Below are 20,800 nucleotides of genomic sequence, written 5' to 3'. Positions count from 1 at the left end.
ACAATATGGTGCTTTTATTAACTTTTTCGTATCATTACCGGTCAGCGGTTTTAAGATTAATAAATAGCAAACTAATTTGACGCTAGGGCTATACGTTTGTCTTAACAAGAATGAATCTAAATTATTTAGTTTTAGAATTTATTCGCTGCAAGCCGTTAACTAAATTCTCTTTATTTTGGATTATTCTAATAATTGAAAATCTTCCAACCTTTCATTTATGCTCAGAACACTACTTTCCATCGCCCTTATCATCTCCGTTCTACAAGCCCATGCGCAGTCCAATTTGTCGGCCTCTATCGATCAGAAGGCACAATTACTGGAAAAAAAGTTGGTGGAATGGCGCCGGGATTTTCATGAAAATCCGGAGTTGGGTAACCGGGAGTTCAAAACCGCTGAGAAAGTGGCAAACCACTTGAAACAACTGGGCATAGAAGTGACGACGGGCATTGCTCATACGGGTGTTGTGGGACTTCTGAAAGGTGGAAAACCAGGTCCTGTGGTGGCATTGCGGGCGGATATGGACGGCCTGCCTGTTACCGAGCGCGTGGATGTGCCATTCAAATCGAAGGTTGTGGTTGATTACAATGGCCAGAAAACAGGCGTCATGCACGCATGCGGGCATGATACACACGTGGCGATCCTGATGGGTGTTGCCGAAGTGCTTGCAGGGATGAAGAATGACATTCCAGGAACGATCAAATTTATATTTCAGCCAGCAGAGGAAGGCGCGCCGGAAGGCGAGGAGGGCGGTGCCAAACTGATGGTTAAAGAGGGTGTTCTTGACAATCCGGCCGTTGAAGCGATCTTCGGGCTTCACATTGATGCGTTGATAGAAGTGGGTAAGATCGCTTACAAGCCGGGAGCCACCATGGCGGCGGTTGATTTTTTCAGCATTGATGTAACAGGAAAGCAAACGCACGGCGCCTATCCATGGTCCGGCATAGATCCGATCGTTACTTCTTCGCAGATCATTATGGGTTTGCAGACGATTGTAAGCCGCAACCTGAATCTAACGCAGGCACCCGCTGTGGTAACTGTTGGCGCGGTCAATGGTGGGATCCGACAGAATATTATTCCGGAAAGTGTGAAAATGATCGGCACGGTCCGCACGTTCGACGAAGGTATGCATACGTATGTGCACAAGCGGATGAATGAGATCGCAACCAACATTGCAGAAAGTGCAGGCGCAACGGCCAAGGTGAACATTAATGTCATGTATCCGGTCACATTCAATAATGAAGCATTGACGGCGAAAATGATCGGTACTTTGGAAAATGTAGCCGGAAAAAATAATGTGAATTTAATCCCGGCCAAAACCGGCGCGGAAGATTTCTCCTATTTTCAGCAAAAAGTGCCTGGATTCTTCTTTTTCCTGGGCGGTATGCCAAAGGGAAAAGCCGTAGAGCAAGCTGCGCCGCATCATACGCCCGACTTTTATGTGGATGAAAGCAGTCTTGTACTAGGTGTGCGCTCGCTAAGCCGCTTGGTAACCGATTATTTGCAAATGTCTAAATCAAGTGATGTTAAGAAAGGAAGAAGCAAGTAAACAGCTTATTCCGGAATGTTCTTACGGACCTGATCAAAAAGCAGATTTGGTAAAAAACGTTTTAAATAAATAGCGGCCACTTCCTTGAAACCGCCGATATAGATTTCCTTTTTATCCTTTTTAACTGCATCGAGAATTCTGCGTGCACATTCTTCTGCGGGAATTCCTTTCGCTTGATTGGAGTCCATTTTGCCGAATTTACTGCCGGAAGCATCCATGGCATTCAGCGAAATATTGGTGCGGATATAGCCCGGGCAAATGGTCGTCACTTTAATGTTATCACTGTAACCCTCAGCCCTGAGTGAATCATAAAAGCCGTGCAATGCATGTTTGGCAGCATTATAACCCGATCTCATAATCGTCCCGATTTTTCCCGCAACGCTACTGATCACAATGAAATGCCCGCTTCTTTGCTGCACCATGTAGGGCAAAACGGCCTTGGTAAGGGCCACCGTACTAAAAAAGTTCACATTCATCAGTTTCTGATAAACATACATCGCTGTATCGTTAACATAGGAACGCTGGCTGACGCCTGCATTATGAACCATTATGTCGATCCGTCCGAAATGCGCAATTACTTGTTCAGCTGCGCCTTGCGCCTTGTCAAACAGGGTTACGTCCATGGGAAGCACCAGGACAGAAGTTTCTGGTAAACCTGTTACTTCTTTAACTCTCCGCAGCTCGTCTTCGCGCCTTGCCGTGAGTACAAGCTTGGCGCCTTCTTTTGCAAATGCAAGTGCCATAGCCTCTCCGATGCCTGACGATGCGCCCGTTATCCAGACAACCTTATTATTAAATGTGTCCATGAATGATCAGATTGCGGGATTTTCAAATCGGAAGGAAACTCCCTCACTCGAAACATTGAGAACAGCCTCCATACCAACGCCCATAGCACGATTATCGCCAACATGCCCTACCGGAAAATTGAAACAAACCGGATAATCGAACGCGGCAATGTGTTCGTGAATGATTTCGTAATAGGTTTTACCAAATGTAGGGTTGGTATTATCCTTCATATCAGTGAATTGTCCGACGATTAAACCAGCCAGTTTTTCAAATTTACCAGCCCGTTTCATCTGAATCATCATGCGGTCCAGGTTATAGAGATATTCATTAATGTCTTCAATAAAAAGGATTTTGCCATCCGTATTCACATCGGTTTGCGAGCCGATCAAATGCGCCAAAATGCACAGATTACCACCGACAACCTGCCCGTTAGCGATTCCTGCTTGATTTAAAGGATGGGTATCAATCTTATAATGAGGCATTTCACCGAACAGCATTTGCCGGAGTGACTCTTTCGCCAATTCCGCCCCGTCCGTCGTAATAGACTTGCCCATGGGCGCATGCAGGCTCGCATAACCCAGGTCAAATACCCGGGAAAGGATCACAGTCAGGTCACTGAATCCCACAACCCATTTTGGATTTTTAAGAAATTGATCAAAATTGAGCTGATCCACGATCCGGGAACAGCCATAACCGCCACGGGCAGCAATCACAGCCTTAATAGAAGGATCGTCCAGCATCGCCTGCAAGTCAGCAAGACGCACGGCATCCGGCGCAGAAAATTGGTTCGAAGCCGTTTTTAAAGTCTCTCCTTCCACCACTTCAAGCCCCCATTCATCTCTGAAAACAGCGATCCCCGGCAAAAGATCATCATAATTCAAAACACTAGCCGGCGCCACAATGCCAATCTTATCACCAGGTTGAAGGAAAGGAGGGAGGTTGATTTTATTCATTAACTTATTCAATGCTATATAACAGTGATAATGTTCTGCCCTATATAAACACAACCTCTTCCAGCAACTCCGACCCCATCTCCCGGTTGATGAGCTCGATGATTTTTCCTTTGGCGCGGAAGAGTTCGTTGCGTAACGGGGCGGATTCTATTTGTAGGAAAAGGGTTTTTTCTTTGATGTAAACGGTTTTTGTACGAGTTGCGATTGCAGAACCCATGATCTTTTCCCAATGTGCGACGACGTACGATTGATCAAACCGGTTCCGTAAACGATACTTTTCCAGCATTTGATCAATAGCATCTTTCAGCGGCGTGACGCCGGGTCGCCGCGAAGCTTTTTCTTTGTCAAACCGATACTGCATGGCCATAGTGAATCAATGTTGGATCCTGCAAATGTAGGAAGTTCTCAGAGCCCGGCGGTCGTAACGGGGTTTACTTTTTTCAGCAATTCCTCGTAAACCACATCCATAATGGCCGTGCGAATGTTGAGCTGTGAAATTTTATTATTCTCTCTGGTCGGGTAAACGCGGTTTGACAAAAACACATAATTTAGCTTCCACGCAGGATCGGCCCAGGTCATAATGCCCGTGTAACCCGTATGCCCGAAGCTGGACGGACTCGCATGTTTAGGCGCATTACCAGTATATTTGAAAGAAGGCTTATCAAACCCAATCCCGCGGCGACTGCCCATTTCCGGATATTGGTAACGCGTAAATTCAACCAGCGCATCTTTGCTCAAAAGCTGCTCACCGCCGTAATAACCCTGCTGTAAATACATTTGCCAAACCTTCATTACATCATTCGCATCACCAAACAATCCAGCATGGCCGCTCAAACCTCCTAGCATTGCCGCGGCTTCGTCATGAACCTGTCCATGCAATTGCGTCATCCTGAAAAACGTGTCGCGTTCCGTCTCCACAATGTCCTGCAACTTGTAAAAACGCTTTGGATTGAATGTTAATGTGTTTGCACCCAATTTATGGTAATAGTGGTTTTTAAGATAATCCTCGAAATTCTCGCCTGACAGTCGTTTTACAATTTGGGGATAAAGAATAAACGAAAGGTCGCTGTACACATAGCCTTCCTTTTCATTCAGAGGAGAATTGCGGATGGCTTCGAAAATCTTTTTGTCGTAATTTTTAAAGATAAAAAGGCTGTCGCCAACCACCGAAGTCGGATATTTTTTCGACTGCCTTGTACTGAATGTTTTCTTTTTCCAGGATCCATCCGCATTCTGTGCTTCTTTCCAAAGGACGATAAATGCCTTCAAGCGAGCACTATGCGTCAACACGCGGCGCCATGGGAGGTCTGCCTTGTTGGAGCCTGCAAAATCGGGCAGGTAATCCTTCATCGTCGCGTCCAAATCAAACTTTTTAGCATCCCAAAGGCTCATCAGCGCCAATGTGGAAGCGGTGATCTTAGTCACGGAAGCGAGGTCGTACAGGTCAGTCAGTTTCACATTCGCATTGCCTTCGTAAGTGTGTTTTCCATACGCTTTTCTGAAAAACACTTTCCCATCCTTTGCCAATTGCACCACGCAGCCTGGCGTTGCTTTCTGCGTAACCGCCAGATTTGCAATGGAGTCTATTTTAAATGTAATAACCTCAGAATCAAGTCCGAGTTCTTCCGGGATTGTGTATTTCAATCGGCCTATGGCAGGAGTTTCAATGCCTGCATTATAAGGAAATTGTGCATTCACGGTAACCGGCAATTTTCCCTGTGCGGGGATAGCTCCAAAGATCAGTTGTGCGGAAAGATCCTGTGTGTAAGGTGTTAATTGATAGGCCATTAACAACGCACGCGCATTTTCGGGCTTTTGTATTTTGTTCAAAGAATATGGGTTGCCGAAAATGGACACAACTGCCTTGTTAGATGCCATCAGTTCCTGCAAAACAGCACTCATTTGCTCAGTCAAACCGTAATTGGTCCGTGGCGAAATGCTACCCAAATGCACGCCTACCAGTAACAAGTTGAATGCTTTCAATTTTTCGCGCAACTCGGTTATCTGCGCCTCAGTTGCTTTGGCGGGAACCTGAAAGTGCTCGACGGTTGTGTACAAGCCCAATGTCTTCTGAAATGTCGTAATGGTGTCGGCGCCTAGGGATATGGAAGCGATTTTCAGCGTGTCCAGGTCGCGCAAGGGCAATAAGTCTTTGTCGTTTTTGAGGACGGTTAATGCTTTTTCGGTCAAAAGACGGTTTGTTAGTTCGGCAGCTTTGGGGTTCAGGTCTTTGTATAAATTGTTGAGATCAACCGGCTTATAGTGATTCAAACCAGCCCATGCCTTGGCTTGCAGCACTTTTTTGCAGCGCGCATCAATCTCCGCCTGCGTTATTTTTCCTTCCGCAATGCTCTTCTTGATCTCAGCGATTGACTTCGAAACATCCTCCGTAAATTCCAGCAAATCCATTCCTGCTTCAAGGCCCATAGCATCCGCGCGACCATTCGGGAAATACTTGGTGACGCCTTTCATATTCATAGCATCAGAATAGATTAGGCCATCGAACCCAAGCTGTTTTCTCAAAAGATCGGAAACGATTGGTTTTGAAAGCGTTGAAGGAAGATTTTTGGTCGTATCAAGCGCCGGAATGCTCAAATGTGCGATCATCATCCCGCTAATGCCATTCGCAATCAGCGCTTTAAAAGGATATAGTTCGAGAGAATCAAGCCGGGTTGTGTTATGGGAAATTAATGGGAGGTCATAATGCGAATCTACGCCCGTGTCACCGTGTCCGGGGAAATGCTTGGCGCTGGTTAGTAAGCCGTTATCCTGCATTCCCTTCATGTAAGCTACGGCTTTGTCGGCTACTTTATATTTGTTTTCACCAAAGGACCGGAAGCTGATCACCGGGTTATCGGGATTGTTGTTTACATCGGCAACAGGCGCAAAGTTAATGTGCATACCGAGTCGCCGTGCTTGTTTGGCAAGCTGTGCGCCCATCTCATAAATCAGATCATTACTGCCCTGGATTGCGCCCAATGTCATTTGATAAGGATAGCGCACCGTGCTGTCAATCCGCATAGCAAGTCCGAATTCCGCATCCATTGCAATCAGCAAAGGCACTTTTGAAATCGACTGATAAAAATTCGTCAGCTGCGCCTGAGGAACCGGCCCACCCTGAAAGAATACGATCCCACCTACCTTATTTTCCCGGATCAGCTTCTCCACAACAGCCGGATTGCTCGTCTTAGGATCAATAACAGCTCTTTTCACATCCGACACCGCCGCCACCATAATCAACTGCGCAATCCGCTCATCCGGCGTAAGCGTAGCAAAAATCGAATCCACCCACTGCCGCGAAGCATTGGTTTGGTTCTGATTTAAGAATGTGGGGGAGGCAGCAATTTGTGCCTGGGAAATTTTTGAAGAAAAGAGGATTATTAAGAGCAGTAGGAGATAGGAATGTTTCATTCGGATTGGATATGCGATTCGTAGATATTTAAATTTCATTAACCCTGTTCAGGACTTCTATGACTAATTCCGGCTTGAACCAAACGCCGGCTTTTTCCGTCAAAGTCCTGATTATCGGTTTAATTTCTGCAACATGATGCTGGCGCTTGGCTTCAATCAATATGCCAAGAATGCCGGTAATGTTCAAGCCGAGTTGTGTGGATCACTGAAACAGATTGCTGAGTGTTTTCAGATCAGCATCCAAGTCATCCTGGTCATAATTGGATGAAATGTGTCTTTTACCAAGTTCCTGTTGAAATTTAATAGAACCCATTGAGGTCATTCTGCCACCTTGGCCAACCGTGATTTTGCCTTGCTCATACAATTGTATAGCAAGCTCAATCCGCAATTGTTCCTGACTTAGTCCGGTGCTTTGAATTATTTGGTCATCCAGCTCTAAAAGCATAAAAATGGAAATTAAAGGTCAATATGTAAAGATACAGATTGAAATTATCTATGCCATTAAAACGGACTGCATTAAGCGTTTATTCAAAACACCAACCCTAATATCAGCCCCGCAACAATAATCACATACGACGGCACCTTTGAAAAAGTCAGGACTAAAATCGTGGCGATGACGGTTAGCATGGGTTGAGTGCTGCTCATCATGGGTTGGAAAAGAGAGATGGCGGCAGCGATGGTGAGGCCGCAGCTGGCGGCGTGAATGCCTTCGAGCGAGGCTCGGATGCCGCGGTAACGTTTGAGCTGGTCCCAGAATGGGTAGGCGAAAAAGATGAAAAATGTGCCTGGAAGGAATATCCCGGCTGTTGCGACGAAACCGCCAACGATTTGTCCGGTAATGCCTGCTGATTGCAGCGAAATGCTTCCGACAAATGTGGCAATGGAAAATACAGGTCCCGGCACGACCTGGGTAAGTGCCATTCCGGCCAGAAATTCCTGATCGGTGAGATAATGCTTAAATTCTACAAACTCGTTATAAAGGATCGGAACAAGCACTTGTCCGCCACCGAAAACAAGGCTGCCATTCCGGTAAAAGTTTTCAAAAAGCCGCACGGGAAGCGAATTCGTGACCTTACCCACAATCGCAGCCGCGATCAGGACCGAGATCCAGAAAATGATGGGCCGCCAAAGGATGCGGATTGGGCCGCGTTCCATTTTTTCGTGTTTCTTGAAATTCAGTGAAGCCGCAACGCCGCCGCTGACAATGAGCACAGGCGTCATGTAAGGGGACGGATACATGTAGGCCAGAATCGTGGCAATTACCAGAAACGACCAGCCTTGTGTATTATGGATGACTTTTTTGGCAATAGACGACGCGCCATACATTAAAAACGCCACAGCCATCGGCCCCACGAACTTCGTAAATTGCAGAGAAATCGAGTTGCGTTCCAGATAATGTATGCCGATTGCCGCCAGCGTCATTAGGATCATAGCTGGCAGCGACCAGACGATAAGTGTCAGATAAGCCAGTGGTTGTCCACCGATTTTCAGTCCGATGGCCGTAACGGTCTGCGTGGAGCTGGGGCCTGGTAAAACCGAGCATAATGCCTGTAATTCAAGCAGTTCCTCTTCGGTAATGTATCTTCTTTTCCGCACCAGTCGCTCGATCATCATCATTAAATGCACCTGCGGGCCTCCAAATGCCGTCACGGACAGCAAGAGGATGTCCGTCAGGTAAATGATGTAGCGAAAGCGGCGGATAGGAGGGTGGGCCAAGGGTTTTTGGAGGTTATTTTTTTAAACCCAGTTCTCTCAATCGTTCATCCAAAAATTCACCCGCTGTCATATTGGTATACAGCTTAGGAAATTCCTGCGAAACACAACTATCCAGGCTTGTGAGATCCATATCGGCCCGAGGATGCATAAAAAACGGGATTGAATAACGCGAAGTGCCCATTTTCTCACGTGGCGGATTCACGACCCGGTGAATGGTCGATTTCAATTTATGGTTAGTAAGCCTGTCCAGCATATCACCCACATTGACCACGATCTGATCCGGAAGGGCGGTGATGGGAATCCATTCTCCGTCGCGGCGAAGCACTTCCAGGCCTTCAGCGCTGGCGCCCATTAGTAATGTAATGAGGTTAATGTCGCCGTGAGCCGCAGCACGCACGGCTCCTTCGGGCACGAGTTCGGGATTTGGGATCGGGAAATAATGTAAGGCCCGTAGCAGGCTGTCGCCATTTCTGACCTTGTCTTCAAAATAATCCTCAGGCAAATTGAGATAAATAGCGATAGCGCGCAGCAGCATTTTCCCCGCATCCTCAAAGGTCCGGTAAACTGCTAATGTATATTTTTCAAATTCAGGAAGTTCCCCAGGAAAAACGTTGGAAGGCATGCTGCCGATGGGATCGGGCTGGCCAATGTGATAAAATTCTTTCAGATCGGCCACTTTGAAACCCTTAGCAGTCTCTTTTCCTTTTCCGATATATCCGCGCTGACCGAAGAGCTCGGCCAACTCATATTTTTTCCTGACCTCATCAGGCAGCGAGAAAAAAGCCTTTACGGTTTCGTAAAGTTCATTCCGCAGGGCGTCACTTAGTCCGTGGTTTTTTATTGCTACAAATCCAATGTTGTTGAACGCTTCACCCAGGTCTGCTACAAACTGCTTTTTCTGTTCGGCATTTCCTGAGGTAAAATCGGCCAAATCCAGCGATGGGACTTGATTTAATAATGCTGGTTCCATAAAATACTTTTTTGGTGCAAAGTAAAAACTATCCGCAGACTTGCCAAGTGATCTTGCAGCACCAACTGGAAAACGTATACAGCGGGGAATGTTTTTTATATATACATTACACCTTTGTTCAATATTTTCAGACTTCCATTTTTGACATTCTGCTATGACAGACATTGATCCGGAAAATGACCTTTGGGAGCGATTTATTTCCGGGAGTTCTTCGGCATTCAGCGAGCTTTACGATAATTATACAGACGTTCTTTATAAATTCGGAATGCGATATTCGGCTGACAGTGATCTTGTTAAAGATTGTATCCACGATCTTTTCATAGACCTGCACAGCTATCGCTCAAGTCTGGCGAAAGAGGTTAATGTTAAATTTTATTTACTGAAATCATTTCGAAGAAAACTGCACGCCGCGCACCGGAAATCGAGCTTGCTGAACTTCAACAGCTGGCAGGCACACGAAACATTTGGCGTAAATGCATTCTCATTCAGTGTTGAGCATGAGATGATTGTGGACGAAAAACAGCGGGAGATGCTGGACAATCTGGCATTGGAAATCAATCAGCTTCCCGAGCGGCAGCGGGAAATCCTTTATTTGCGCTTCAATCAGGACCTGGATTATGAAGAGATCGCTTCCATGATGCAGATTTCAGTTCCCACCTGCCGGACCTTCATTTACCGGGCGCTCAAACAACTCCGCGGCAAGCTGGAATTTACCTCTATTGCCCTGATTTTGTATTGGGCATAAAATATTTTCTGCTTTTTGTTAAAATAATCCTTTTTCGGAGTCTATATGACGTCGAAACTCTTCTCTTGTATGTCAAACAAGTTCTTAAATGAAGAGAGGATCAAGAAAACGCGAAGATTTGCCCGAATCTGAATCGGCCGGACTGACGGAAGAAGAGCAAAAAATTCTTGCTAACACAAAGATTTTAATGCATTCCCTGCGGGAGGAAGCATTGCCTGTTGTAGAAACAGAAGCATTGCGGACCCGCGTTCAGGAGACAATCGCGCAAAAGAGCGAGCGGCCCACCCGCAGCATATGGTTGGCCGTTGCAGCATCTCTGGTCTTATTAATGGTCGTGGGCGCAGGTTTTCTGCTCATGCAAAAAAATACAGGATCGGCGATGGAGGAAGTGGCTTCCAAAATCCAAGCCGACACAGAAGAAACGCGCTTACAGCTCGCGGACAAGCGGATCATTCATCTTTCCGAACAGAATTCAGACCTGATTTATGAGCAAAACGGTTCGCGCATCCAGATCGACTCGTCGTCCGTGGTGGAACAGCAAGTGGCTGAATCCGAAGAAGAATTCAACACATTAACGGTCCCTTATGGTAAAAGGTCGACCATTACGCTCATCGACGGCACCAAGATCTGGCTCAATTCCGGTTCACGCCTCGTTTATCCAGCTCAGTTTGACAGCGACACAAGAGAAGTTTACCTCGAAGGCCAGGCCTATTTTTCCGTTTCGCACGCAGCCGAAAGGCCATTTTATGTGCATACCAAAAACATCAAAGTGCAGGTTCTCGGAACCGAGTTTGACGTGAGCGCTTATGACGACGACCAGCAGACCGCAGCAGTGCTCGTCAAAGGAAGCATTGAGCTGTCGGCCAATCAAAAATCTTTATTCAACACTAAAAACAAAAAGCTCACACCCGGGACGATGGCTGTTTACAATGCGGCAACGGACGAGCTACAAACGGCGGGCGTAGACGTTGAACCTTACATTTCCTGGAAAGAGGGCTATCTGATTTTCAGAAAAGCGCCGCTTAGGGAGATCCTCAAAAAGCTTTCGCGCTATTATAAGGCAGATATTTCGCTGGGCAGCGCAGACGCAAAGCACGTTACATTCTCTGGAACACTGGATTTGCAGGATGATCTGGCCATGGTTCTGGACATTATATCGGTATCCACGTCACTTAAATATCAGCAAACAGAAAGGAGGTTTATATTCAGGTAAAGCATTATCAGAACAAAAAAACGGAAGACGCGGCAACGTCTTCCGATAGTCACACTTGCCGGCAAGCAAGTGATTTTTAAACCATTGTATCAACAAAAGTCGTATCAAATTTATGAAAAAATTTGACCATTCAGGGCATTGCCCTCCGGGTGTATTATTCCCAAAAAAATTCCTAAGATTTATGAAGCTGACGATTCTACTACTATGGATCGGAATGATGGGCGTTCATGCAACAGGCTATTCGCAGAAAAGCAGGATGGATGTAGCGATCCGGAACGGCAATCTGGGCGGGTTATTTAAGCTGATTCAGGAAAAAACCGATTACCGGATTTTTTATAAGGATGGCCTTTTTTCGGAAAACGGCGATGGGAATCTCAATCTTAACCTAAAAAATGAAACCGTTCCCGCCATTCTGACACGGGCGCTGAAAGGCACTGATCTGACATTTAAAATTATTGGAAAACAGATTGCTGTTTTCAAAAAGGATGAAGAATCAAAATCCGCCGCCATTAAATCATTGCCTGCACCCGCCGCACCGGTAGCAAATGTGATCCGGGAAATTACGGGAACAATCCAGGACATGAAGGGCGGACCGTTGCCGGGAGCAACCGTGATCGTCAAAGGAACTGATAAGGGCACGTCTACGGACGCCACGGGCAAGTTCAGCATTGAGGCGGAGCAGGGGGATGTGCTGGTGATTTCCTTTATCGGTTATTTGGGCAAGGAACTGGTTGTCGGCACGCAAACGGCTGTGAATATCCAGCTTGAAGAGGACCTGGGCGGACTGGAAGAAGTTGTGATAGTAGGTTTTGGCTCTCAGCGCAAAGCCACCATTACGGGTTCCATTGCCACCATTACCACAGAAGATTTGAAACAAAGCCCAACCGCGAGCATTACCAATGCACTGGCGGGACGGCTTCCGGGACTTTTTGCCAACCAGTTTGGCGGCGGTGAGCCGGGTGTGGACAGAAGCGATATTTTTATCCGCGGCACAGCCACTTACGGAAATCAGGCTCCGATTGTGATCATCGACGGTTTGGAAAGAAGCATGGATTATCTGGCACCATCGGAAATCGAAACATTTACAATTCTCAAAGATGCCTCAGCAACAGCGCCTTATGGTGTTAGGGGAGCCAATGGTGTGATTCTGATCACAACAAAAAGAGGAAAAGTGCAGGATAAGGCAACCGTGAATTTTAAAGGTTCGGTGGGAGTCAACCAGCCTGTAAAATTCCCGACTTACCTGGGATCGGCGGACTATGCCATGTTATACAACGAAGCCCGCCGGAACGACAGCCCGGATGCGGACCCGTCGACATTGAATCTGTTTTCGGAATCCGCCATTACCAATTTCCGGAAAGCGAAGGGCGACAACTCGGATGGGTTGGGCTACAACTGGAATTATTTCGATTACGCATTCAAGCCAGGGGTGCAGCATGATTATAGTTTGTCTATTAGCGGTGGATCAGTAAGGGCCAGATATTTCGTTCTGGCCAATTACTTTCAGCAGGATGGAAACTACAAGCACACGAATATGGGCCCCAACAACACCCAGGCCGTTTTCAAGCGCTATAATTTCCGTTCTAATATTGATATAGACATTACGGATAACTTTTTTGCCAGACTGGACATTGGTGCCCGGATCACGGACCGCAATGCACCCGGAACATCGGCAGCAAGGATCGTGGAAATGGCCAATACGCAGCCTTCTTATTTGCCCATCACATTAGAACCAAATGGAAACCCTGCGAACCGGGTTTTTGAAGCCAATAATCCGCTTGGAATGCTGTATGGTGATCAGATTTACAGGTTTAACATTCTCGGTGAGCTGAGTCGCACCGGGTTTTTGAATGATAAAAACACGTATCTCAACGGCTCGTTTTCGCTGGGGCATAAGCTGGATTTCATAACAAAAGGCTTATCCATTGACGGAGTTTTCTCTTATGATGCGTCCGACGGAGCCTGGATCCGTCGCGATGTGACAACCTATTCCGAAGGTTACCGCGAATATCCGGGTTATGCAACATTTGTTCCGGAGCAGGGAAGTGATATTTACAGGGAACCAGGCATCTACACGGGTGCATACAAGTCGGGGAACAAGTATGACATTGACCAGACGATCCGCAACCAGTTCGACAATAAGGACAATGAAAACCGCTCTTATGTCCAGGCTAAGCTGGATTACCTGCGCAATTTCGGCATGCATGATGTCACGGGAATGGTGCTCGTGAACCGCTCCAAACGGATCATTAATAACCAGGTGCCGTTTAGTTACCAGGGCATTACGGCGAGGGCCACTTATGGCTATGACGATCGCTATCTTTTCGAATTCAATGCGGCGTATAATGGCTCCGAAAACTTTGCGAAAGGGAAACGTTATGGATTTTTTCCTTCTGTCTCGGCAGGCTGGGTGCTCTCCAAAGAACAGTTTATGAGCAGCACGCAAAACTGGCTGAACTCCTTCAAGATCAGAGGCTCCTATGGCTTGGTCGGGAGTGACCGCGTTCCGAATGACCGCCGGTTTATTTATCTGCAATATTTTAGCGGTCGAGAGCATGATTACAATTTTGGAACGGACAATTTCGGTTCAGGTGCAGGCGGTTACCTCTACGAAGGCGACCTGGCCAATCCGGATCTGACCTGGGAAAAAGCCAGAAAAGCGAACATTGGTATTGACGCAACATTCTTGAAACATCTTACGGTTACACTGGATCTGTTTCACGAGCATCGCTACGACATAATCACGGACATGGGCGGCGGTGATAAGCTTGGCTTCCCGGATATAGTGGGAAAAGATGCGCCTTACATTAACTCGGGGATTGTCAATAACCGCGGCTTTGACCTGGAAGTGGGCTGGTCTGGCAGCATTGGTAAGGATGCCACGTATTTTATTCGTCCCAATCTCTCTTTCGCGCGCAACAACATTGTGTTCATGAATGAAATCCCTTACGCAATGTCCGGCAGGGCTAACACCGGGAAACGCATCGGCGAACATTTCAATTATGCTTTTGACCATTTCGTGAGAAACCAGGAAGAGGCTAATGAGCTGAATGCAATGAACTCCGGCGGTGGTTACCAGTCGTGGGGAACATTGCGTCCCGGCGATGTCGTGTATAAGGATTTGAATGGGGACGGGAAAATCGACGATCTCGGCGACCGCACGGCTATGGGTAACCCGCGAAATCCTGAAATTATGTTTGGATTGCCGGTGGGGGCCAAATACAAAGGTTTTGATTTCAGTATGCTGTTCCAGGGCGCGGCGCGTGCTTCTGTGCAGTTGTCGGGTGCGGCTGTTTACGATTTCCCTTTGTTTAACCAGGATAAATATGGAAAAGTGAAACCCATGCATCTGGATCGCTGGACACCGGAAACGGCAGAAACAGCGACCTATCCCGCATTACATTTCGGCGACCATAGCAATAACAAGAATGGTAACAGCAGCTTGTTTTTATATAATTCCAAATACATCCGGCTTAAAACCATTGAGCTGGGCTACAATTTGCCAAAAGCCGCCATTAAGAAAATCGGTATCGAGCAAGTTCGGTTTTACGCGCAGGGCCTGAACCTGATGACTTGGGACGGGCTGAAAAAAGTGGATATGGACCCGGAAACAAGGGAAGGGACAGGCGACTGGTATCCGATCCAGAAGGTTTTGAATTTTGGCGTTGATTTAACATTCTGATTTTATCCAAAGATTTTATGATAACTAGAAAAATATATATCACCATCCTTTGCTTTGCCTGCGCACTGCTTTCGGCCTGCAAGGAAGATTTTCTGGACAGAAAGCCGGATGATCAGCTGGATGCCGAGCAGGTTTTTACCCGGTATAACAAAACAAACCAGCTCATTACCGATCTCTACGACAATGCAAAAGGCTCCAACAGCCCGCTCGTATTTTTCTCCCACTTTTCCACCGCGCCTGTTACCGACGAAGCAGAAGGCTCCACAGCCGAAGGAAGCCTTACCAACAAATTCAACAATGGCGACTGGAATGCCAGCGTCATGCCTGCCGGGAGCAGCCGGGGGCAATATTGGTGGGATTTATACGGACGGATCCGCAAGGCGAATGTGATCCTGGAAGGGGTCCGGAAATACAAAACGCCTGATAACCCATTGCAGGCGGGAGATCTGAATAAGCGGTTGGGTGAAACGTATTTTCTGCGCGCTTACTTCCACTATCTGGCCGCGCGCATGTATGGAGAGGTGGTTTATGTGAACCGCACCATTGGCACCACGGATCCAAAGGACTTTAAGCAGGAATCTTTTCATTCCATTGCAGCAAAAATTTATCAGGATTGCGATTCTGCGATGGCGCTGGTGCCTCAAAGCTGGGGCGGGGCCGACTTTGGAAGAGTGGATCAGGGCGCTTGCCTGGGTTTAAAGGCGATTGTGGCCTGGATGGCAGCAACCCCGATGTGGAATGGCGGCACCTTCCCGAATGATACGCGTGCGTTTGCTGCTGAATATGCGTACAAGCCCGAGCGCTGGAACGTAGCAAAAGCAGCGGCCAAGGCGGTAATTGATTTCAAAGTGGAGGGTCGTCAGCGTTATTCGCTCTATCAGGGCCACGACGCAACGGATTTTCGGGACGATGCAGGAGTGAATAATAACAATTCCAAGGTCCCGGCCCGGCTTTGGGATTTGTATCACAACATGGAAGCATTCCAGAACGAAGCGGTTTTCTTTGTGACACGTGATAAAGATAACAACTGGCAGGGTGACATTTATCCACCGAGCTGGGGCGGAAGCTCGCGTCAGATGCCCGTTCAGGAGCAGGTGGATGAATATGAATACATTGCACCCGATGGATTTGGCTATCCTGTTTACGCTACGCGTGCTAAAAAAGACGGCTATGACGATGGTAATCCCTATGAAAGCGTAAAACGTGACCCACGGTTTTACAGGGATATTGTTTACCACGGCTCCACATTCAAAGGAAAAGTGATCAACACCGCTTCCGGCGCCGACAAAGTGGGCGCAACCAACTCGACGACAACAGGATATTTCCTAAGAAAAATCTTGCGGGAATCCTGGAACCGGGATAAGAGTTTCTCGATCAGCGGCCCGCCGGTATGGCGCTTGCCCGAATTTATTTACATCTATGCCGAAGCCGTAAACGAAACAGCCGGACCGAATGCAGAGATTTATGATCTGCTGAATAGCGTCCGCAAACGATCGTTCATGGCGCCTATTCCCGCCGAAGCAAAAGCAAGTAAAGCGCTGATGGACGAGTATATCAAACGGGAAAGAAGGGTAGAATTGTTCTATGAAAATAACCGGATCTGGTCTACACGGCTTTATCTGGAACCAAGCGCGCCCAAGGAAATCGCCAAAGAACAGGCTTGGCAAAGTGGCGGAAGCACAAACGACCAGCGCTCGCAAAAAGCCTGGCCTTATCCCAAGACGCAGCGAATGATCAATGGCATGAAGCCGGTAGAAGATCCGGCTGGAAAGATTCTAGTCGACGGCAAAAAATATAGAATGCAACGCTATTTCATAGAAAGCCGCGTATTCGTAGCACCAAGGCACTATCTGTTCCCAATTATGCAAGACGAGCTGCAAAAAACGCCAACATTAAAGCAAAACCCGGGTTGGTAGGGAGCCACTAGCTCTGTCACCCTGAGCGGAGCCGAAGGGCCGCTCCTGACGAATGGTCAATGCTGACGAAGGGCCGCTACTAACGAAGGCCTAAAGCTACGAAGGGCTGGTACTAACGAGTGCGCCTTCGTTAGTACCAGCCCTTCGACTCCGCTCAGGGTGACAGTGTTGTTAACTTTTTACTCCTTAATCCCCTTAATATAAGCAATGGTCTGAGGGATTTGCTTCAAATATGAAGGACTCTCGTCCTCGATGAAATAATGCTTGATCCCTACTTTCTTCGCAGCTTTTAGTGTCGCTGGAATGTCGATGGAGCCTGTTCCTAATGCCACGTCGTTGGTTGTTGGCGTTCCGCCGGAGAGGTTGCCGACTACGCCTTTTTTCAGGTCTTTCAAGTGCATCAGCTTCCAGCGGGTTGGATATTTCATGAGCAATTTCGCTGGATCTTGTCCCGGAAATGCAGTCCATAGCACGTCCATTTCGAAGTTTACGTATTCCGGATTTGTGTTTTTGACAAGATAATCAAACAATGTTCCGTCCTCGTAAGGCTCGAATTCATAGCCATGGTTGTGATAAGTAAGCTCGATGCCTGCTTCTTTCAGTTCTTTCCCGGCTTTGTTGAAATCAGCAACTGCTTTTTTCGCTGTTTCGAGATCGAATTTGCCTTTGTGAGGAATCCATGCGACCATCACGTATTTTGCGCCCAGTGCTTTTGCATCGGCAATGGTCTGCGCGCTGCTTTCGGCCAATTTGTTGTAATCGGCGCCGATGGAAACCATTTTGATGCCTCGCTTATCAAGCTGCTTACGCAGTTCTTCGTTCGTCATGCCTTTGATCGGCCCGCCTTCCATTTCCGTCACGCCCAAAGACTTGATCGTATCCAAAGTAGCCTCAATTCCTTTGTCCCAGCTCCCGCGGAAAGTGTATGCCTGCAAACCGATTGGGTTGGTATACACGGGTTTGCCTTGTGCAAGCACCGCGTCCTGACTGAACAGGGTTGCTGCTGCGAAGAGGCATGTTTTTAACAGTTTGTTCATTTGATTGATTGTTTTTATTTAAAAAGTAAGGACCGCTCTGGTTATACTAAAACCCATCCGCCTTGATCTGCTTTTCAGTTAATTCACCATATTTTTTGACTGATTCGCGGATCTCGTCCGCTTTCCCTACCATCACAAATTGCAGCTTGTCTTTCGGGAAGTAAGTGGCGATGATCTCTTTGGTTTTTTCAGTGGTAAGCCCGTCTACTTTCGCCTGGAATGTGTTGATGAAGCTTTCGTCGAAGTTGTAGAAGTGCATATCTGTAAGCAGCCTGGCGAGTGCTCCGGCGGATTCGTATGCAGGTGGGAAGCTGCCTTTTACGTAAGCTTTGGCTGATTTCAGAATCTCATCGTTAATGCCTGTTTTGTGCAAACTATCCAAAACCTGTAACGCCATATCCACCGCCGGCACCGTCGTTGAGTTTTTGGTAAATGTGCTGATCGCAAACGTTCCGGCGAATTTGTAACGCGTAAAACTGCTTCGTGCACCATAAGTAAGGCCCGAATTGACGCGTAATGCATCATTCAGCCAGGAAGTGAAACGTCCGCCTAAAATCGTGTTCACGACCAGGACCGGCACATAATCGGCTGAATTATAATCGATTCCTTTTCCACCAATGACAAATGTAGTTTCCCTTGCATCCGGCTTGTCAACCAGTAACACGCGGCTTTTTTCGAATTCGAGATTGGGAGCAACGCGTTTTACCATGCGGTAAGGCGCTGTTTTCCAGCTGCCGAAGAGGGTGGTTATTTTCTTTTTCATATCTGCTGCTTTGAAATCGCCTACGATCGCAATCGCGCCGAGGCCCGACGTGTAGTTGCTCGCGTAAAATGCTTTTGCGTCCGTTGCGGATAGTTTTTCGATGGTTGCAGGCGTGCCGCCAGTGGGTGCGGCGTACGGGAAGTCGTTGAACATGAATGCATTCATGTAAGCATTTATTACAGAGCGCGGGCTTTCTTTTTCCCGGATCAGTTCCTGCGTGAGGCGTTGCTTATGCTTTTCAAATTCTGTTTTGTCAAAAACCGGATGCATAATCACCTGCTGAATGATGTCAAACAGCTTTTCCTGATCCATGGTCGCAAACGACGAATTCAAACCCGCCATGTCTTTGCTGGCATACGTATTAATGCTCGCGCCCACGAAATCGATCATTTCTTCGATCTGCGGTTTGGTGTATTTTTCAGTGCCAAAAAGCAGTGCATCAGCGGTTAAGCCCGCAAGTCCGTAACGCTGACCGTCATTGATAGAACCGGCATCGAAAACGGCCGAAACATTGATCAGGGGGACTTCGTGTTGCTCCATCAGGTAAATGGTGAGGCCGTTTTTTAGCTTGAACTTTTCAAAAGGCGGCACTTTAAAATTGTTTTGTGCCGAGGCTGAAAGCGTGAGCAGCGCCAGAAACACAAATAGTATCTTTTTCATATTTCAAATTTGATGAATGAATGTCGGTGTGAGGTTTTGGCTATTTTGATTTTTCAGGAAGCAGGTAACCCACCGTCCGGTTGCGCTCGGTAAAATATTGCGAGGCAACGCGCTTAATGTCGTCCACAGTCACTTTTTTATACAATTCCGGCGCTTCGAACATCTTTTTATAGTCCCCAAAAAACACATCATAACTGCCCAGACTATTTGCTTTACCATTAATGGTTTCTAATGTGTGATAGAATTCCATCAGCTTTTGGTTTTTTACTTTTTGAAGTTCTTCGTCTTTGAGACCACTTTTGATCACCATATCAATTTGATTATCAATTGCCTTTTCCAGATCCGGCGCCGTAACATTGTTTCCGGCGATGGCATAAATGATGAAAAGGCTTGGATCAAAGCTCTGGTCCGTGAAGCTGGAAACATTGGTGGCTACGGTCGAATCCATCACGAGCGATTTGGTCAGCCGGGACGAATTGCCGGACGTTAGCAAGCTGCTTAGCAAATCGAGCGCATAAAAATCTTCGTGCTTCGTTTCAGGCACGTGGTAAGCCATCAGAATGTTAGGCGTGGCAATGTCTTTATAAGCCGTCACGCGTCTTTCGCCGTTTTGCTGCGGTTCTATCGTCCTGATTTTAGGCGGCAAACCTCTTGCCGGGATGGGCGCCATGTATTGATCTGCCATTTTCCTGACCTGTTCCAAAGTCACATCGCCGACCACAACCACCGTCGCATTATTGGGCGAATAGTAAGTTTTGAAATAATTTTCCAAATCTTCCTGCGTCCAGCTTTTTATGTCAGACTCAAAACCAATTACCGGAAACATATAAGGATGTTCCTGAAAAGCAACCGATTGCACCAACTCGCCGATGAGCCTGTAATTGCTGTTTTCCAAACCCGTGCTGCGCTCTGAAAGCACCACGCCGCGTTCGCTTTCCACCATTTTCGGGTCGATGGACAGGCTGGCAATGCGGTCGGATTCAAGTTTGAAGATCGGCTCTAATGCGTCTTTCTGGAACCAGTCGGTGTAGACGGTGACATTTTCGGTCGTGTAAGCATTATTGGAGCCGCCGTTGGCTTCCATAAAACGATCAAATTCCTTGGGGCCGAAGTTTTTGGAGCCGTTGAACATCATGTGTTCGAAGAAGTGGGAGAGGCCCGTAATGCCATGCACCTCATTCCGCGAACCCACTTTCCAGAACAAATACATGTTGGCGTTGGGGATCGATTTGTCTTCCAGCACCAGGAATTTCATGCCGTTGGCCAATGTGAAAGTCTTCACATCCTCCGGTTTGGTTTGTGCAAAAGACGTCCCGAAACCGGCCAGGAGCGCGGCGGTAAGCAGAAATTTCTTTATCATTTGATTAAGCTTTGTGAATTGATGTGTAATGATAGCAAACGG

The 20,800-nt window shown here is 47.2% G+C and carries 16 protein-coding genes; 5 read left to right on the top strand and 11 right to left on the bottom strand.

Annotated features, from left to right (window positions below; genetic code table 11):
• Positions 1 to 217 precede the first annotated feature (217 nt).
• Positions 218 to 1,546, top strand: coding sequence for an amidohydrolase (locus G395_RS0100635; protein ID WP_026628271.1), 1,329 nt, complete (start codon positions 218 to 220; stop codon positions 1,544 to 1,546).
• Between the two features lie 5 nt (positions 1,547 to 1,551).
• On the opposite strand, the gene G395_RS0100630 is transcribed toward G395_RS0100635, so the two are convergent.
• The 8 genes from G395_RS0100630 to G395_RS0100595 all read right to left on the bottom strand — a co-directional run bounded on the left by G395_RS0100630 (position 1,552) and on the right by G395_RS0100595 (position 9,382).
• Entirely contained in the window at positions 1,552 to 2,352 is an 801-nt protein-coding gene (locus G395_RS0100630; RefSeq protein WP_026628270.1) for an SDR family oxidoreductase, read from the bottom strand.
• A gap of 6 nt (positions 2,353 to 2,358) precedes the next feature.
• Positions 2,359 to 3,285, bottom strand: coding sequence for a S66 peptidase family protein (locus tag G395_RS0100625; protein ID WP_026628269.1), 927 nt, complete (start codon positions 3,283 to 3,285; stop codon positions 2,359 to 2,361).
• A gap of 40 nt (positions 3,286 to 3,325) precedes the next feature.
• Positions 3,326 to 3,652: a DciA family protein gene (locus G395_RS0100620; RefSeq protein ID WP_026628268.1), complete on the bottom strand. Its 327-nt coding sequence runs from the start codon at positions 3,650 to 3,652 to the stop codon at positions 3,326 to 3,328.
• 38 nt (positions 3,653 to 3,690) lie between these two features.
• Positions 3,691 to 6,696, bottom strand: coding sequence for a serine hydrolase domain-containing protein (locus tag G395_RS0100615; RefSeq protein ID WP_026628267.1), 3,006 nt, complete (start codon positions 6,694 to 6,696; stop codon positions 3,691 to 3,693).
• A gap of 28 nt (positions 6,697 to 6,724) precedes the next feature.
• The gene (locus G395_RS33035) at positions 6,725 to 6,883 is read right to left on the bottom strand and encodes a DUF3368 domain-containing protein (RefSeq protein ID WP_084439337.1); all 159 of its coding nucleotides are present in this window, start codon (positions 6,881 to 6,883) and stop codon (positions 6,725 to 6,727) included.
• A gap of 15 nt (positions 6,884 to 6,898) precedes the next feature.
• Positions 6,899 to 7,141 carry a UPF0175 family protein gene (locus G395_RS0100605; RefSeq protein ID WP_026628266.1) on the bottom strand — a complete coding sequence of 81 codons (243 nt, stop codon included), beginning with the start codon at positions 7,139 to 7,141 and terminating at the stop codon, positions 6,899 to 6,901.
• 83 nt (positions 7,142 to 7,224) lie between these two features.
• Positions 7,225 to 8,412, bottom strand: coding sequence for a chromate efflux transporter (chrA, locus tag G395_RS0100600; RefSeq protein ID WP_026628265.1), 1,188 nt, complete (start codon positions 8,410 to 8,412; stop codon positions 7,225 to 7,227).
• A gap of 13 nt (positions 8,413 to 8,425) precedes the next feature.
• Positions 8,426 to 9,382, bottom strand: coding sequence for an isopenicillin N synthase family dioxygenase (locus G395_RS0100595; RefSeq protein ID WP_026628264.1), 957 nt, complete (start codon positions 9,380 to 9,382; stop codon positions 8,426 to 8,428).
• 154 nt (positions 9,383 to 9,536) lie between these two features.
• Here G395_RS0100595 and G395_RS0100590 point away from each other — a divergent pair, with 154 nt between their 5' ends.
• The 4 genes from G395_RS0100590 to G395_RS0100575 all read left to right on the top strand — a co-directional run bounded on the left by G395_RS0100590 (position 9,537) and on the right by G395_RS0100575 (position 16,938).
• Entirely contained in the window at positions 9,537 to 10,127 is a 591-nt protein-coding gene (locus G395_RS0100590) for an RNA polymerase sigma factor (protein ID WP_026628263.1), read from the top strand.
• Positions 10,128 to 10,215: 88 nt separating this feature from the next.
• Complete coding sequence (locus tag G395_RS0100585; protein ID WP_026628262.1) at positions 10,216 to 11,340, top strand: FecR family protein; 1,125 nt, start codon at positions 10,216 to 10,218, stop codon at positions 11,338 to 11,340.
• Between the two features lie 181 nt (positions 11,341 to 11,521).
• Complete coding sequence (locus G395_RS0100580) at positions 11,522 to 15,022, top strand: TonB-dependent receptor (RefSeq protein WP_229203896.1); 3,501 nt, start codon at positions 11,522 to 11,524, stop codon at positions 15,020 to 15,022.
• Between the two features lie 17 nt (positions 15,023 to 15,039).
• Positions 15,040 to 16,938, top strand: a complete 1,899-nt coding sequence (locus G395_RS0100575) for a RagB/SusD family nutrient uptake outer membrane protein (protein WP_026628260.1) — start codon at positions 15,040 to 15,042, stop codon at positions 16,936 to 16,938.
• A 179-nt stretch (positions 16,939 to 17,117) separates the two neighbouring features.
• Here the strand turns inward: G395_RS0100575 and G395_RS0100570 are convergent, their stop codons facing one another.
• From G395_RS0100570 to G395_RS0100560, 3 genes are read right to left on the bottom strand one after another with little or no spacing between them, the layout of a single operon-like run.
• A complete protein-coding gene (locus G395_RS0100570; RefSeq protein ID WP_026628259.1) occupies positions 17,118 to 17,975 on the bottom strand; it encodes a sugar phosphate isomerase/epimerase family protein in 858 nt (285 codons plus the stop codon).
• Between the two features lie 46 nt (positions 17,976 to 18,021).
• Complete coding sequence (locus G395_RS0100565) at positions 18,022 to 19,398, bottom strand: M16 family metallopeptidase (RefSeq protein ID WP_026628258.1); 1,377 nt, start codon at positions 19,396 to 19,398, stop codon at positions 18,022 to 18,024.
• Between the two features lie 40 nt (positions 19,399 to 19,438).
• The gene (locus G395_RS0100560; protein ID WP_035360183.1) at positions 19,439 to 20,758 is read right to left on the bottom strand and encodes a M16 family metallopeptidase; all 1,320 of its coding nucleotides are present in this window, start codon (positions 20,756 to 20,758) and stop codon (positions 19,439 to 19,441) included.
• Positions 20,759 to 20,800: the final 42 nt, after the last annotated feature.

Source organism: Dyadobacter alkalitolerans DSM 23607 (genome assembly GCF_000428845.1).
Classification (GTDB): Bacteria; Bacteroidota; Bacteroidia; order Cytophagales; family Spirosomataceae; genus Dyadobacter; species Dyadobacter alkalitolerans.
Note: the sequence above shows the minus strand (reverse complement) of the source record. Positions and strands in the feature narration are given on the sequence as shown.

Bases quoted from the DNA above. Each gene is read 5' to 3' on its own strand.
- G395_RS0100635 (WP_026628271.1), top strand. From the start codon at position 218: ATGCTCAGAACACTACTTTCCATCGCCCTTATCATCTCCGTTCTACAA.
- G395_RS0100630 (WP_026628270.1), bottom strand. From the start codon at position 2,352: ATGGACACATTTAATAATAAGGTTGTCTGGATAACGGGCGCATCGTCA.
- G395_RS0100625 (WP_026628269.1), bottom strand. From the start codon at position 3,285: ATGAATAAAATCAACCTCCCTCCTTTCCTTCAACCTGGTGATAAGATT.
- G395_RS0100620 (WP_026628268.1), bottom strand. From the start codon at position 3,652: ATGGCCATGCAGTATCGGTTTGACAAAGAAAAAGCTTCGCGGCGACCC.
- G395_RS0100615 (WP_026628267.1), bottom strand. From the start codon at position 6,696: ATGAAACATTCCTATCTCCTACTGCTCTTAATAATCCTCTTTTCTTCA.
- G395_RS0100605 (WP_026628266.1), bottom strand. From the start codon at position 7,141: ATGCTTTTAGAGCTGGATGACCAAATAATTCAAAGCACCGGACTAAGT.
- G395_RS0100595 (WP_026628264.1), bottom strand. From the start codon at position 9,382: ATGGAACCAGCATTATTAAATCAAGTCCCATCGCTGGATTTGGCCGAT.
- G395_RS0100590 (WP_026628263.1), top strand. From the start codon at position 9,537: ATGACAGACATTGATCCGGAAAATGACCTTTGGGAGCGATTTATTTCC.
- G395_RS0100585 (WP_026628262.1), top strand. From the start codon at position 10,216: ATGAAGAGAGGATCAAGAAAACGCGAAGATTTGCCCGAATCTGAATCG.
- G395_RS0100580 (WP_229203896.1), top strand. From the start codon at position 11,522: ATGAAGCTGACGATTCTACTACTATGGATCGGAATGATGGGCGTTCAT.
- G395_RS0100575 (WP_026628260.1), top strand. From the start codon at position 15,040: ATGATAACTAGAAAAATATATATCACCATCCTTTGCTTTGCCTGCGCA.
- G395_RS0100570 (WP_026628259.1), bottom strand. From the start codon at position 17,975: ATGAACAAACTGTTAAAAACATGCCTCTTCGCAGCAGCAACCCTGTTC.
- G395_RS0100565 (WP_026628258.1), bottom strand. From the start codon at position 19,398: ATGAAAAAGATACTATTTGTGTTTCTGGCGCTGCTCACGCTTTCAGCC.
- G395_RS0100560 (WP_035360183.1), bottom strand. From the start codon at position 20,758: ATGATAAAGAAATTTCTGCTTACCGCCGCGCTCCTGGCCGGTTTCGGG.